Genomic DNA, 16,074 nt, shown 5'->3' with positions numbered 1-16,074 from the left:
TGAATACAATAAAATCAATTTAAATTCATTGTTTTAGCATTTTGAAAAAAGTGCTAAAAAGAATTTGTATCACAACTAATTTTAAAGGTGTATGTTATTTTTATGCGTAACTAGTTCTTAAGAAGGCTCGTAAAGCTTTAGAATTATCTAGACATTAATCTTTGATATATCAGTATTTTCAGGCGTTTCGCACTTCACTTCGTGAGATGCCTTTTTTATTGTTCCAACCATTATTTACTAAAAGTACTATCACTATGTTATATCTTTTTAAGGTTTGAAAAGAGTCTTTTTAATTTGTTGATACATTGAGTTCGATGGCACAAATAAAATTGAAAAGGATGGTATAATGAATACAATCCAATGTTCTAAAAGGAGTTGACAAGATTAGTCTGATTAAAAATACTCGGTAAAAAATACGACTAAAATTGAGCGTGAGAAGCTTCGTAATGATGCTTTGAGCTATTCAACTTTAGATGCTGCAGAACCCTCCAATTATACAATGAAATTAGTGGAGGAATATGTGGCTGGTAACATGGAAATTGCGGATGCTTTGGAAACGGTTATTGAAAAATATCGTACAATGGGTTTAAAAAATGCTTGATCCTTATTTGATTCAAGAGACTGATGTTTTGCAAAATAAATTAGTTATAACGGATAGGGCTCTTCTTGAAAAAACTGAAGCAGATATCACGTATTTAAAATTGCTAGATATTGGCGCTTGGTTTGAAAATAAGCCGCTCAACTACAAAACATTTCTTGAGGTTCATAAATACATTTTTGGTGATCTATACGATTGGGCAGGGCAGATTAGAACGATAGATATCTATAAAGAAGAAGCTATTCTGGGAGGCGTGTCGTTAACATATGGTGAAATCCCCTCAATACAGCTTCAGATTGAAACGATTATTGATGATCTGAACCAAGGAAAGTGGTCTGATATTAGTGTGTAAGATACGATTCCGCTGTTCTCAGACTTGATTGCTCGACTATGGTTAATCCATCCGTTTAGAGAAGGAAATGCTCGTACTGTTATGCGTTTTGCCGATTTAATTGCAAATACTAAAGGATTTCCATTGAACTCAAAGCTTTTACGTGATCATGCTAATTATGTCAGAAATTCATTGGTACTCTATTGTGTTAATGAAGCACCTGAGAAAGAACACTTTTTACAAATTATGACTGATGCGATTAATGATTTTTAAATCAAGTTTTATTAACAGAATTTGTATTCAACTATCATCTCTCATGGTTCAAATTGGTTCAAGTGCTATCAGTAAAAGTCCAATTTCTTCTATTTACATCCACCTCAAAAGCTGTTAAACTTTGCTGTAAGTGGATTTGACAACATAGATGTTTGCATGTAGTACTTATTTTCGTTTTCAAAACGTTAATCTTTTTATCGAAGATTCGAGACACTCTCTTTTTGGAGAGTGTCTTTTTTCGTATCTAATAGTAAGTTTGAATAATTTTTCATTATTAAGCGGGTCTTTTTACAACCAAATAATTTGATTAATACCTCTAGCATCGATGACCATGATCGAAATTGCTCATGTGTTGTTTATAATACATTGATATCTTGTTGAGTAATGGTTTTAATCGGATGATTCTTCTTTGTCAGTAATTCTTTATTTTCATTATCCGATGTCATAAGGGTACCTTCTTCTATATTTATAAACTTCATGTCTATACGAACAACAATCTAAAATTATTGTACTATACCATGTTTATATAGACAACACAAGGAGGAAATATAAATGAACGAAAATGAAGGTGATAGAAAAGTGGAAGTGCTAATCAACGATTTATTAGCAGAACGTCAGATGTCTTTAAGAGAACTCGCAAGGTTGTCGGGAATTGAGCCATCAAATTTAAGCAATTTGGCAAATGGAAAAAGACAAAAAATTTATTTAGAACACATTGAAAGGATTGCAGATGCGTTGGAGATTGATGATATCTCGAGGATATTAAAGTTGAGTAGGAATGTCTAATTTCCCTGACTCATAGCGGGAGTAAGTGGTTTGGCTGATATTCAGTAGTTTAGCAAGTTGTTCTTGATTCAAGTCTTTGTCTTCGCGTAAGTCGCGAATTCTATGATACACAAAATCACCTCATATGATAATATTAATACGGTCAAAGAGATTACAGCATAATAACAAATTGTACACATCGATTACTTTATCCATCAAAAAACCATAAATCAATTCTGTTATTAAATCATTTCCCTCGGATTTGGTCTTGCTTTCCAAAACGGGTTTCTATACAATAGAGGGGAATAGAAACCGAATAAAAAAAGGCACCTCGTATCAGAGTTGGCGCTCCAATACGAGGCCTTGAAAAGTCAATTCGCCTGACTAATCAAGTTGCCATAGTCAATACCCTAAGGTATCGACCTGTTTATTGTACCTAATATTCTGTTCTTTTTCTAGTAGGAAAAGCAGATTTTCTGGGATTTTATGCAGGATGCCTTATGCTTATTTCGCTATGTCAAAAGGATTGGACAGTCGTCTAATCCTTTTTTTTGTGTTTCAGATGGGGAAGTTAAAATAACAGGTATTGACACATTTCATTTATAAAATAAAGTGTCAGCAAGCCTCGGTTTCTATTCGTCTATCAAATAATCAAAAAGTTCTGAGGAGGGATTCACATAGAAAGTGAAGTTGCTTGGATACTGCCGGAAGGGATTTTTTAGATAAAAGAGGGGATGAAGCAATGAGAAAGAAAGACGAGTGTTGGCTAAAAAAGCGTGTAGCAACTGATGTAGTTTCGACATATAGTTTCGAGCAGTCGGACCAATTGACGGATACGATCAAACGAGAGATGCAGTCATTATTTCCAATGTGCCGCTGTGTGGAAGAGACAAATGCAGAGTTATATTTCAAAAAGGCAACGGATGCGCTGCTTGAGGATGAAGGATTTGAGATCAGTCATGAGCACAATCAGACAGTCGTTTATGCGAACACTAGTAAAGGCTGGTTATATGGCTTCTTTGAACTTTACAAGCATGTGATTCGAACCACTGAGTTGCCAGAAAATCTGAGGTCGATTCCCAATCAAGCCATTCGTATGGTCAATCATTGGGATAATTTTGATGGGACGATCGAACGTGGGTACGCTGGAGAATCGATTTTCTTTTCAAACAATCAGTTTCGGCGAGACCATGAAACGGTACGCGACTATGCGCGTTTCTTAGCTTCCATCGGAATGAATGCGGTTTCTATCAATAACGTGAATGTTCGAGGAGATGCCAAATGGTTTATTACGGAACCGTATTTGATCGAGATTAAAAAGATCGCAGATACATTCGCTGCCTATGGGATTCGGACGTTTTTAAGTATCAACTTTGCGGCACCTTTATCCGTTGGAGGACTAATGACCGCCGATCCGTTAGCTGAGGAAGTTATTGCATTTTGGCAAAAAACAGCAGATACAATCTATCAGGTGATGCCGGATTTTGGTGGGTTTGTAGTCAAAGCTGATTCTGAAGGGGAACCGGGACCGTTTGTTTACGGGCGTGACCATAATGATGGTGCCAATATGCTGGCACGGGCGTTGCAACCCTATGGAGGGCTACTGATATGGCGCTGCTTTGTTTATGATTGTTTACAGGATTGGCGAGATCGCTCAATTGATCGTGCCAAAGCTGCCTACGACCACTTCATGAAATTAGACGGTACGTTTGAGGAAAATGTTATTTTACAGATTAAAAATGGACCGATTGATTTTCAAGTACGGGAACCCGTGACGCCGCTTTTTGGCGCGTTAAAACACACCAATCAAATGTTGGAATTCCAAGTGACGCAAGAGTATACCGGACAACAAAAGCACATTTGCTGCTTACTACCGATGTGGAAAGATGTGCTAGATTTTGATACGAAGCATCCGCTTGAACACGCCACAGTAAAGAAGATTCTACCAGAGCAAAGTCCAAATCCTAAATACTCTGGCGTGGCAGCAGTCGTCAATGTCGGCATGGATGATAATTGGACCGGACACAAGCTAGCGCAAGCTAACCTTTTTGGCTATGGCAGATTGATTTGGAACAATGAATTAAGCACAGAAGCTATTCTTTGCGAATGGATCGATTTGTCCTTTGAGTTAGATGATTCTGCAAAAAAACGACTACTTGCAATCCTCGCTACGTCCTATCAGACCTATGAAAATTATACTGCCCCACTAGGTATCGGTTTTATGGTCCGTCCCAATCATCACTATGGGCCTGATGTCGATGGCTACGAATATGATAGATGGGGGACGTATCACTTTGCGGATAGAAAGGGCATTGGCGTCAATCGAACGTTAAAAGACGGCACCGGCTATGTAAGCCAGTATGCGGATGCTTGGTGTGAAACATACGAAAATGTAGAAACTTGCCCAGATGAACTTGTCTTATTTTTCCACCATCTGCCATACGACCATGTCTTACAAAGCGGCAAAACGATCATTCAACACATTTATGACACGCATTTCGAAGGCTATGAAAAAGTAGAGGAATATGTTACCGAGTGGGCTTCCTTACAGGGACAAATCGATGAAGAAAGTTATCAAAACGTCGCCGAACGATTGCAAGAACAAGTTCGTTCTGCTAGAGATTGGCGGGATCAAATCAACACGTATTTTTATCGTAAAAGCGGCATTCCAGATGCACATGGACGTCAAATTTATGCGTAGAAAGAGAATCACGTGCTAGGCTTCAAAGAAGAGATAGCCCGTTTAGATCACTGAGAAAAAAGATTTCAACCAGAGGTAAAATTTTTTGTAATATAAGTTAGTTTATCCAACTTACTAAAAAGAATCAGGAGGAAGAGTGATGAAAAAATGGAAAAAACAATTGATAGTGGTAGGTTCTTTGCTTTCGATATCGTTGGTGTTGGCTGGATGCAATGCTGGGAGAAAAAAGACTGAGACAACGGGGAGTGGTGATCGAGTAGAAATCAGCTTTAGTTGGTGGGGAAATGACGATCGCCATCAGGCAACCCAAGAGATGATCGCTCATTTTGAAAAGGAGCATCCTGAAATTGCAGTAAAAGGAGAGCCAAGCGGCTTTGGCGATTTGGATCAAGCATTCACGACGAGGTATGCTGGCAATACTTTGGCGGATATCACGACTTTACTCTACAATTGGGTGCCGCAATTCGGGCAAAATGACGGGTTTTATGATCTTAATACAATCGATAGTTTGGATCTGTCCACCTATGATCCTGATTTTTTGGCATTCGGACAAGTTGATGGAAAGCAGGTTGCCGTTCCTTATGGGGAAAATACTTTAGTTATGTATTTAAACAAATCCGAATATGAAAGACATGGTATTGATGTCACTACATTGAAGACGTGGGACGATTATGTGGAAGCCGCTAAGAAGTTACCAGAAGGGACCTTTTGTGTCGTATCCCCAACTTGGCGTTTTCCAGTAACCATTTGGTTGCAACAAAAGACTGGAACGTCTGAGTTTGATGAACAAGGAAATATGAATTGGACAGAACAAGACTATTTAGAAGCGATGACTTGGTATAAGGAAATGGCAGATGCTGGGGTCTTCGTTTCAAGACAAGATTATTTAGAAAATGTCGGCTCAGAACCGGTATCCTTAGCCACCAACAAAAAGTGGATTGAAGGACAATATGCGGGCGGCATCGATTGGAATGCCAGTATGTCTTCTAATTATGAAGCATTGAAAGAAGTAGGGGATGAAATGGTTGTCGTTGACTACCCAATCGCAGAAGGCGGCACCGAGGTGAATTTAATGTCAAAACCTTCACTGCTTTTTGCCGTTCGGAAAAATGTCGAACATCCAGAAGAAGTAGGAACATTTTTAAATGAACTTTTAAATGGCGAGGAAGCAAATAAAATTTTGGGTCTTTCCAGAGGGATTCCTGCTTCAAGCAAAGCGATCGAAGTATTGACGGAAGATGGACAATTATCAGGCGTGATGAAAGAAGGCTTTGAGTACGCCCAAAGTGTCGCAAAAATCAACCAGACGCCGTTCTATGAAGATGGTACCTTAACGACTATTTACACTGCAGAAATGGAAGCTGTCGAATTAGGACGAACGGATTTAGAAACAGCTGCTCGCAACGTCTACACGAAAACAAAAGAACAAGCCGAAAAGCTTGCGAAAGACTATAAATTGCAATAGGCAACTATCTGCATGCTTTATGGGAGTGAATGGCTTTTGTTTGCTTCCATGAAGTGTCGTGAATCGTTGTCAAAAAGTTTGGAGGGATTTTATGAAAAAGGAAAAAGTGGGCTTGATCTATGTAACCCCTTGGATGATTGGCTTTTTACTGTTGACCGCTTGGCCGATCTTGTCCTCATTTTATTACTCACTGACCGATTATTCTTTGGCTCGTGTCGGACAGACACCTGCATTTTTAGGCATTCAAAATTATGTGAATCTCTTTAAGGATCAAACGTTTCTTGATTCGATGCGGGCGACACTGATTTATACAGTGTTTACTGTGCCTTTTCAACTAGGGTTTGCGTTGTTCGTTGCGTTTATCCTGAATTTCAAATTAAAAGCCATCAATTTCTATCGGACGGCGTATTATATTCCCTCGATTCTAGGAGGAAACGTGGCCGTTGGTGTGCTTTGGCGATCAATGTTTCAACCAGAAGGTTTGGTGAATATTTTTCTAGGAACCGTTGGCATCGAGCCAATTAACTGGTTATCGACACCTACAGGCGCAATGGTCGTCTTGATTCTCTTGAAAGTGTGGCAATTTGGTTCCTCAATGTTGATTTTCTTAGCTGCATTGAAGGAAATCCCCCAGGATTTGTATGAGTCCTCGAGTTTGGACGGCGCATCAAGGGTGACCCAGTTCTTCAAAATTACGATTCCTTTGATCACACCAACCATTTTTTTCAACTTAGTGATGCAGCTAAACAATGCCTTTCAAGAATTTAACGGTCCTTTTATTGTCACCGGTCGTGGTCCCCTCAATGTCACGTATCTGTCCTCGATGTTTATTTATGATAAAGCATTTAAAGAATTTGATATGGGCTACGCAAGTGCGGCAAGTTGGGTGTTGTTTGCGTTGATTGTTTGTTCAACGGTTCTTCTTTTCACGAGCCAAAAACGATGGGTCTATTATTCTGATGGAGGTGGGAAATAAATGGAGGCAACCCCTGTAGCATCTGCAAAAAAGAAGCACTCGAATAAGCATGGTCAAGCACTGATTCGCTATGTTTTGTTGACGGTCGTTGCACTGATTATGCTGTATCCAATTATTTGGATGGTTGGAGCGTCCTTCAAAACGAACACAGAGATTTTCACATCAATCGGCTTCATTCCTTCAACGATCGATTTCCAAGCATATATTGATGGTTGGAACACCAAGGGCGATTATACGTTCACCTTGTATTTTATCAATACCTTTAAATACGTCATTCCAAAGATTCTTTTTACCGTTGTCTCGGCGACTCTTACAGCCTATGGATTTGCTCGGTTTGACTTTCCATTCAAGAAAATCATGTTCTCGTTGTTAATGGCAACGATGTTTTTACCTCAAGTCGTAACCAGAATCCCCTTGTATCTCTTCTGGAATCGCTTGGATCTATTAGATACGTATGTTCCGTTACTGGCCAATTCATTTTTAGGACAAGAACCCTTCTTCGTGTTCATGATGATCCAGTTTATGCGTTCAATTCCACGGGATCTCGATGAAGCAGCGATCGTTGACGGTTGTTCTTCTTTCGGTGTTCTCTGGCGTGTCCTGATTCCGGCATTAAAACCTGCCCTGATTTCTTGTGTGATTTTTCAATTCGTTTGGAGTTTCAGTGATTTCTTAGGTCCATTGATTTATATCACTTCACAAGACAAATTCCCAGTATCTCTTGCGTTGCGGCTCAACGTTGACCCATCTACTAATACCCCATGGAATCAAGTGTTTGCAATGTCGGTGATCTCATTATTGCCAGCAATCATCTTATTCTTCAGCGCGCAAAAGTATTTTGTCGAAGGTGTCACAAGTTCGGGTATCAAAGGATAGGAGGTAAGTATGAATCCTTTCTTTCACGCTATTTCTGAGTGGACCGTTACCATCGTCCACTCAGCCTATCGGCTTTTGGTTTATCAGCTGTATTTCATCCTGTCGAATAGTTTACTCCTGATGCACTTGTTTTTTCTTCGATTGACTCTGAATAATATTGTCTTCTTTTGGGTACCCCTAGTATTTTTAATTGCAAGTCTGTCCGCTCAATTCGGCTTATTTAACAACCCAGAGCATTTATCGAATACAAAGAACTATTTTCAGTACTATCGAGAATGCTTGAAGAAAAACTGGGGATTATATTTCTTGTATTCTCTGATCATTCTCTTGATCCTCTTTGGACTGAAAATACTGATATTATATCAACGCTCTGTTATGTTTTTGCCATTTGTCCTTACGAGCTGTTTTTTATTAAGCAGTATGCTCTTTGTCTTACTGATCTCAAGCGATTCTCGCGTCGCTCAAATCCCATTTAAGAAGAAAATAGAATGGTCATTGCTGATAAGCTACCGATTGCCTTCAGTCACTGTTTATAATAGTGCATTTATTGGACTGTCAATTTTCTTAATGCAGTATTTCTCTTTGGCGTATCTTTGTTTTCTTAGTGGTGTAATCAATTACGGCGTGTATCGTAATTTGATTCGACGATTTTCACTTGATTTGTTTTTTGAGGAGTGGGACAACAAGAGCGAACGGCTTGAAATGAATACTAATCAAAAACTGTAGCTTAAATTTAAAAAAAGAGGTGTTTCTATGAAAATAAAAAATCCTGTCTTATCCGGCTTTCATCCTGATCCATCCATCATCCGAGTAGGAGATACGTACTATCTAGCTAATTCAACGTTCGAATGGTTCCCTGGGATTCGTTTGCACGAATCAAAAGACTTGGTCCATTGGAAACTGCTGGATGCTCCTCTCGATTCAGTAGAGATGCTAGACATGAAGGGAAATCCGTCGTCTGGTGGAATATGGGCACCAGACTTATCCTATGCAGACAACAAATTTTGGTTGGTGTTTACCGACGTCAAAGTTGTGGATGGGGCATTTAAGGACATGACCAACTATTTGACTACCGCAACGAACATCCATGGACCGTGGACTACACCGATTCGATTGAATGGCGTTGGCTTTGATCCCTCTCTGTTTCATGATGAGGATGGCAGAAAATACCTCGTGCAACAGACGTGGGATCATCGAGAGTATAAAAATCCTTTCAATGGCATTACACTGACCGAATTTGATGTAGAAACCATGCAGTTGAAACCAGAAACTGCTCGAATGATTTATGAAGGAACGAATGTAGGATTAGTTGAAGGTCCGCATCTATACAAAATAAATGGGCGTTACTATTTATTTGTGGCAGAAGGTGGAACTGTCTTTACCCATCAAGAAGTCGTAGCTAGATCCTCTTCACTGGAAGCTGATTCGTTCGAAACCGATCCTCATGGTCCGTTTCTAACCAATTACGATACGCCTCATTCATACTTGCAAAAGCAAGGACATGGGGCACTTGTGTCTACTCCGTCAGGCGAATGGTACTATGCATCGCTATGTGCCAGACCCTTACATCGAGAAAACGAGTCGGTGACAAATCCTCGCGGATGGTCAACTTTAGGACGTGAGACTGCCATTCAAAAAGTTGAATGGGATTCTGAAGACTGGCCAAGAATCGTTGGTGGACATGGGGGACAAACAAGCGTGGAGGCTCCTAAAGATGCAGCACCTACCGAAGTTTTGAGTAGCCGCTCTCATTATGATGACTTTAGTGAGAAGCAGCTAAATAAAAACTGGCAGACCCTTCGTGTACCATTTTCAGCAGAAATGGGCAGTGTAGGCGATGGGAAACTAGAACTAATTGGAAAAGGAAGCTTAACAAATCATCATGATCTTTCAATGATCGCACGCCGTTGGCAAACCTTTTATTTTGATGCAATAACAAAAGTAAAATTTGATCCATTTTCTTACCAACAAATGGCAGGACTAACCAATTACTATAATGACCAACACTGGTCCTTCATTTTTATCACTTGGAATGAAGAAAATGGAAAAGTAATTGAAGTAGCTGAAAACAATCAAGGAACCTATACGTCCTACTTAAGAGAAAATGCGATTACCATTCCAGATGCTGTGGATTTTCTATGGTTCAAAACAAAAGTCCGCAAGCAGACCTATAGATATGCCTATTCCTTTGATGGAGAAACATGGCAAGATTTACCAATCGAATTTGATTCTGCTATTCTATCGGATGATTATGTATTACAAACTTGCGGCGGCTTCTTCACCGGAGCATTTGTCGGACTAGCAGCGGTTGACTATGCAGGCTATGACACAAAAGCTGTGTTTTATGAATTTGATTATCGAGAGATGGATGAGGAAGGGCGCAGTTAATTATTATATTGATCTAGAGTAAACTCATTTTTTGTAAGTTTACTCTTTTTCGCTAATTTCTTTCAGTTGGCGGATGAAAAAGTGAATACTCTTAGGTGCTACACATTTTTTAAATTTTGATTGGCGACCTTACTTGTCCAAGATTCCCCTATAAAGCTCATCTAACAGCTCCTAACCTTATATACATTTACATATCTAACTCTTATCTTTTCGCTTTTAGTTAGTTAAAAAGCAAAAAATAAAGGTGAATCCGAGCTATTTTTAAATAATTAACCAGATAATCTTCCGATTGGAACGGTTAAATAGTGAATGATTGGTAGAAAAGAGATTAGAGGATGCGAGTTGTGATAAGTAAACTCATAAAAGAAGAATGCTAGAAAAGTAGAGAAAAATAGGATTAATGAAATAATCGAGATCCTTAATTTTTAACAATTTTCGTAAACCATAAATGAATTGACGAAAGCTTAGTGGGGGTGAAAGAATAATTACAAAAAAATATTGACTTAAAAAAATGGCTATGGTAATCTATAAACGAAAATAGTGGGAACGTTTCCAAAATGCATCTTCGTTAAATTTTTATTTTTTTAGACGAAAATGGAAACGTTTCTAAAATGTATTGGGAGGAGATTGAATTGGAAAAGACATTGGGACCAGGTGGTGAGATAAGGGCGGTACAACGGGATAAAAAAAATATCTCGAAGTGGGAAAAATTAAAGAAACAGTTGCGGCGTGATAAGTGGATGTACTTGTTGCTCTTACCAGGTATCATCATGACGTTTATCTTTAAGTATGTGCCAATGTACGGTGCTGTGATTGCATTTAAAGACTATAATCCTATGCTAGGAATTTTGGAAAGTCCTTGGGTAGGACTAGATCACTTTAGGGAATTTATCAGTTCACCAAATTTTACGCTTTTGCTGAGCAACACATTAAAAATTAGCATTTATGGTTTATTGTTAGGTTTTTTTCCACCAATTATTTTAGCACTGAGCTTGAATCAAATTATCAATAAAAAAATAAAACAGAAAATCCAGTTGATTCTATATGCGCCGAATTTTATCTCAGTAGTTATTATCGTGGGGATGCTGTTTTTGTTCCTATCCGCAAATGGACCTATTAATGGGTTAGTAGAAAAGGTTACGGGGCAACCAATTATGTTCATGTCTAATCCAGCTTATTTCAGAACGATTTATATTTTATCGGGAATTTGGCAAGGAATCGGCTGGTCATCCATTCTTTACACCGCGACGCTGGCGGGAGTCAGTACCGATTTATATGAGGCAGCAAATATCGATGGGGCAAATATTTTACAAAAGATTTGGCATATCGATTTGCCTGCATTGAGGCCTGTGATGGTGATCAGCTTCATCTTGGCCGCCGGCGGTATTATGAATGTAGGATATGAAAAAGCCTACTTGATGCAAACTTCAATGAACATCCCTGCCTCAGAAATCATTTCCACTTATGTATACAAAGTCGGCTTGCAATCAGGTGATTATGCCTACTCTGCTGCTGTTGGTCTGTTCAATATGATTATTAATGTCGTTTTATTACTGATTGTCAACAATATAACCAAGCGGCTAAACGATGGTCAAGGCTTGTAATGAAAGGAGAAAATTATGAATAGTGCTTTATCAAAAATCGACCGTCAAATCTTATGGTTGAATCGAGTGATTGTAACTTTTTTAGTCGTCATCACCATTGTTCCGCTGATTTATGTACTGGTAGCTTCTTTTATGGACCCAGCTACTTTGATCAATAAAGGTATAAGCTTCAATCCGAAAGATTGGACAATACAAGGATATCAACGGGTATTTGCAGATGATTCCATTTTACGCGGTTTTGTAAATTCGTTGTTTTACTCTTTTAGCTTCAGCTTATTGACTGTATTTATTACGATGATCACTGCGTATCCTTTGTCTCGACCTAACTTGGCGGGGAAAAAGATTATTATGACTTTTTTTGTCATTACAATGTTCGTGGGTGGCGGCTTGATACCTACCTATTTATTGGTAAAGAACTTGGGCATGTTAGATAGTGTATGGGCGATTATCGTACCAGGTGCTATAAATGTGTGGAATATTATCTTAGCCCGTACCTATTTTAGTGCTTTGCCAAAAGAACTTTCTGAAGCTGCTACTATCGATGGCGCCAATGACTTGCAAATACTGTTCAAAGTCATGCTTCCATTAGCTAAACCAATTATGTTCGTATTGTTTTTATATGCCTTTGTTGGGCAATGGAACTCATATTTTGATGCCATGATTTACATCAAAGATCCCGACTTACAGCCGTTGCAACTCGTATTAAGAAATATTTTGATCCAAAACCAACCTTCACAAGACATGGTGGGAGCCAATACTGCCATGGCAGAAATGAAACAAATTGCTGAGTTGATCAAATACGCAACGATCGTCATTTCTAGTCTGCCATTAATCATAATGTATCCTTTCTTCCAAAAATATTTTGATAAAGGTGTTTTAGTTGGTTCTGTTAAAGGGTAAGTATTGTTCACTATTTGTATGAATAAAAATTATAAAGGAGATTTTAAGATGAAAGCAAAATGGATGCTGCCAATCGTTTTTACTTCCGTACTAATTTTGGGGGCTTGTGGAGGCTCAAAAGAAAAGAGTAAATCAAGCCCTGATTATGAACTAGAAAATGTCTCTTTTCCATTGAAAGAAAAAGTATCTTTAAAAATGATGTCTCAAAGTGCCCCTTTGGCTCCCAATGATCCTAATGACAAATTGATTTTCCAACGATTAGAAGAAGAGACCAATCTCCATATTGATTGGACAAACTACAGTAGTGATTTTGCCGAAAAAAGAAATTTGGATATCGCTAGTGGGGATTTACCAGATGCCATCTTCAACGCCGCTGCAGGTGACTATGATTTATTAAACTGGGCGGAAAGTGGCGTTATTGTACCGATTGAAGACTTGATCGAAGAATATATGCCAAATCTGAAGAAAATTTTTGATGAAAACCCCGAATACCGACAAATGTCTACTGCACCTGATGGTCACATTTACTCTATGCCTTGGATTGAAGAATTAGGCGAAGGAAAAGAGTCGATTCATACAGTAAATGGGATGGCTTGGATCAACAAGGAGTGGTTGGATAATTTGGGTCTTGAAATGCCGCAAACCACTGATCAGTTGATGACTGTGTTGGAGGCTTTCAAGACGCAAGATCCAAATGGTAATGGTGAAGCAGATGAAATTCCTTTTAGCTTTATTAACAATGGAGGAAACGAAGACTTAAAATTTTTAATGGGGGCATTCGGTCTAGGTGATAATGATGACCACTTAGTCGTTGATAACGATGGCCAGGTACAATTTACTGCTAACAAAGAAGGGTATAAAGAAGCCATCAAATATTTCAATGAAATGAATAATAAAGGTCTTATTGATAAAGAGGCTTTCGAACAAGATTGGAATACGTATGTTGCCAAAGGGAAAGAACATAAGTATGGCGTGTACTTTACTTGGGATAAAGCAAATATCACGGGTGCAGATGATAGTTATGACGTCTTGCCAGTCTTAGCGGGACCAGATGGAACGAAACACGTTACTCGTACGAATGGCATGGGTTTCTCAAGAGATCGTTTCGTAATTACTAGTGCGAATAAAAACTTGGAACTTACAGCTAGGTGGATAGATAAAATGTATGAACCGTTACAGTCTGTCCAAAATAACTGGGGAACCTACGGTGATGAAGCACAGGCGAATATTTTTGAATTAAAGGATGGTATGTTAAAACATTTGCCTTTAGAGGGGACAGCACCGGGAGAACTAAGACAAAAGACCGAAGCTGGAGGACCATTAGCAGTTCTTGATTCTTATTACGGCACAGTCACTACTATGCCAGATGATGCGAAGTGGCGTTTAGATTTGATGCATGACACGTATTTGCCATATATTACAGAAGACAATATCTATCCACGTGTCTTTTTAGAAAAAGAAGAAACAGATCGATTAGCAAAAATTGAAACAGATATGTGGGATTACATCTATCGCAAAAGAGCAGAGTGGATCACCGGCGGTAAAATCGATGAAGAATGGGAAGAATACCTTGCTGAATTGGAACGTGTAGGTTTGGAAGAATGGATTCAAATAAAACAAACTGGCTATGATAATTTTTTGAAGGGAGCACAATAAGTGTTAGTAGAAGAAACGGCGATTTTGGATAAAGCAAATCGATTTATTGAAATGATGCGAGGAAAAGTTAACCCTCAGTATCGACAAAACTATCATTTTTCCGCACCCATCGGGTGGATAAATGACCCCAATGGGTTTATATATTACAAAGGGCATTACCATCTCTTCTATCAATACTATCCTTACGATAGTCGATGGGGGCCCATGCATTGGGGGCATGCGCGCAGTAGTGATTTGGTCCATTGGGAAGATCTACCAGTAGCGTTAGCCCCAGATCAACCTTATGACAGCGGCGGGTGTTTCTCAGGAAGTGCAATTGAAAGAGACGGAAAACTATATTTATTTTATACAGGCTGTCAAGAAATTGATGGTATTAGCCATCAGCATCAATGTTTGGCGGTCTCTGAAGATGGTATTCATTTTAGCAAATACAGTGGTAATCCTGTGGTAGCAGAAAAACAGCTAGGTGAGAATGGGCTGATACAAGAATTTCGTGATCCTAAAGTAATTGTTCACAACGATGCTTACTATATGGTAGTAGCTACTAAATCTACACAGTCTACTGGTAGAATAGTGATGTTTCAATCGTCAGATTTGTATACTTGGCACTTTTACTCTGTGTTGCTAGAAGGGACTTCAGAGCAAGGAATAATGTGGGAATGTCCTGACTTATTCCATTTAGACGGACGAGATGTCTTAATCATGTCACCGATACAAATTAAGAAGAACGGACTGGAATATCATAATATCAGTTCTACCATGGCTTGTATTGGTGAGGTAGACTGGGAAACAGGTCAGATGATAGTTGATAATTTCCATGAAATGGATTTTGGAATGGATTTTTATGCACCACAAACAACAACAGATCCTAATGGTGGACGGGTGATGATTGCTTGGATGCAGATGTGGGATCGTACATTGCCTACACATGAGTTAGGCCATCTTTGGGCAGGCTCTATGAGTTTGCCCCGAGAGTTAAGAGTGAAAAAAAATCGATTGGTACAAAAACCCATCTCAACTGTATATAGTCATTTAGTTTATCAACAAGGCAGTGAAAATATTGCAGTGACTGACACATCAGTCGTATTTCGAAACGCGCTGTCTGATTCTTCATATTTACATCTAGTCGCAGATTTGGAGAAAGCAGAAGTTTTTACAATTGAATTACTGCGGTCTAAGACGGATTGTCTCAAACTAACTTATGACACTGCTAAACAGGTTTTTGAATTGGATCGTCAGAAACTAGGAAGAGAGCTTACAGGGGCGGAAGAAGACCCTCTGAATGTCCGAAAAGTTGAAATACCTTTGATTGATAATCAGCTCGTTCTTGAGATTTTTAGAGATACCTCATCAGTTGAAGTCTTTATTAATGGTTTAGAAGTTATGACGGCTACTTTCTATGAGCTGGAAAAAGCTCGAGATATCTTATTTCATTCGATCGGAGAAAGTCGTATTCAAGCTTTTGAAACAGCGAGTGTGAAATAAATGTTTGATTGCTTAGGCGATGAATCAATTATTTAATAGGTTTTGAAGGATAATTT

At 38.8% G+C, this 16,074-nt stretch carries 12 protein-coding genes and 1 pseudogene; 12 read left to right on the top strand and 1 reads right to left on the bottom strand.

Annotated elements, in window-relative coordinates; all coding sequences use genetic code 11:
- Nucleotides 1–593 precede the first annotated feature (593 nt).
- Nucleotides 594–950 carry a hypothetical protein gene (locus CXM95_RS17770; RefSeq protein WP_101699548.1) on the top strand — a complete coding sequence of 119 codons (357 nt, stop codon included), beginning with the start codon at nt 594–596 and terminating at the stop codon, nt 948–950.
- Nucleotides 951–1,754: 804 nt separating this feature from the next.
- Nucleotides 1,755–1,988: a helix-turn-helix domain-containing protein gene (locus tag CXM95_RS17765; protein ID WP_016621137.1), complete on the top strand. Its 234-nt coding sequence runs from the start codon at nt 1,755–1,757 to the stop codon at nt 1,986–1,988.
- Here the strand turns inward: CXM95_RS17765 and CXM95_RS17760 are convergent.
- Nucleotides 1,971–2,099, bottom strand: a pseudogene (locus tag CXM95_RS17760) (helix-turn-helix transcriptional regulator); the annotation flags it as partial. The gene CXM95_RS17765 and the pseudogene CXM95_RS17760 overlap by 18 nt on opposite strands.
- Before the next feature lie 610 nt (nt 2,100–2,709).
- Here CXM95_RS17760 and CXM95_RS17755 point away from each other — a divergent pair.
- The 10 genes from CXM95_RS17755 (at nt 2,710) to CXM95_RS17710 (ending at nt 16,018) form a co-directional block, all read left to right on the top strand.
- On the top strand, nt 2,710–4,668 hold the full coding sequence (locus tag CXM95_RS17755) for an alpha-glucuronidase (RefSeq protein WP_101699612.1): 1,959 nt from the start codon (nt 2,710–2,712) through the stop codon (nt 4,666–4,668).
- Between the two features lie 139 nt (nt 4,669–4,807).
- A complete protein-coding gene (locus CXM95_RS17750; protein ID WP_101699547.1) occupies nt 4,808–6,133 on the top strand; it encodes an ABC transporter substrate-binding protein in 1,326 nt (441 codons plus the stop codon).
- 91 nt (nt 6,134–6,224) lie between these two features.
- Nucleotides 6,225–7,109, top strand: coding sequence for a carbohydrate ABC transporter permease (locus CXM95_RS17745; protein WP_101699546.1), 885 nt, complete (start codon nt 6,225–6,227; stop codon nt 7,107–7,109).
- Nucleotides 7,110–7,985 (top strand): carbohydrate ABC transporter permease, encoded by an 876-nt coding sequence (locus CXM95_RS17740; protein WP_101699545.1) that lies wholly within the window; start codon nt 7,110–7,112, stop codon nt 7,983–7,985.
- A gap of 9 nt (nt 7,986–7,994) precedes the next feature.
- Nucleotides 7,995–8,711 carry a hypothetical protein gene (locus tag CXM95_RS17735; protein ID WP_101699544.1) on the top strand — a complete coding sequence of 239 codons (717 nt, stop codon included), beginning with the start codon at nt 7,995–7,997 and terminating at the stop codon, nt 8,709–8,711.
- Nucleotides 8,712–8,738: 27 nt separating this feature from the next.
- Nucleotides 8,739–10,373, top strand: coding sequence for a glycoside hydrolase family 43 protein (locus CXM95_RS17730; RefSeq protein ID WP_101699543.1), 1,635 nt, complete (start codon nt 8,739–8,741; stop codon nt 10,371–10,373).
- Nucleotides 10,374–10,984: 611 nt separating this feature from the next.
- Nucleotides 10,985–11,977, top strand: a complete 993-nt coding sequence (locus tag CXM95_RS17725) for an ABC transporter permease (RefSeq protein WP_005233042.1) — start codon at nt 10,985–10,987, stop codon at nt 11,975–11,977.
- Nucleotides 11,978–11,992: 15 nt separating this feature from the next.
- Complete coding sequence (locus CXM95_RS17720) at nt 11,993–12,877, top strand: carbohydrate ABC transporter permease (protein ID WP_005230433.1); 885 nt, start codon at nt 11,993–11,995, stop codon at nt 12,875–12,877.
- 48 nt (nt 12,878–12,925) lie between these two features.
- Nucleotides 12,926–14,533, top strand: coding sequence for an ABC transporter substrate-binding protein (locus CXM95_RS17715; protein WP_061053451.1), 1,608 nt, complete (start codon nt 12,926–12,928; stop codon nt 14,531–14,533).
- Nucleotides 14,534–16,018: a glycoside hydrolase family 32 protein gene (locus tag CXM95_RS17710; protein WP_002323464.1), complete on the top strand. Its 1,485-nt coding sequence runs from the start codon at nt 14,534–14,536 to the stop codon at nt 16,016–16,018.
- Nucleotides 16,019–16,074 lie beyond the last annotated feature (56 nt).

Origin of the sequence: Enterococcus sp. CR-Ec1, from assembly GCF_002850555.1 — a bacterium.
GTDB classification, from domain to species: Bacteria; Bacillota; Bacilli; order Lactobacillales; family Enterococcaceae; genus Enterococcus_D; species Enterococcus_D entomosocium.
This window is presented reverse-complemented; position numbering and strand designations above follow the sequence as displayed.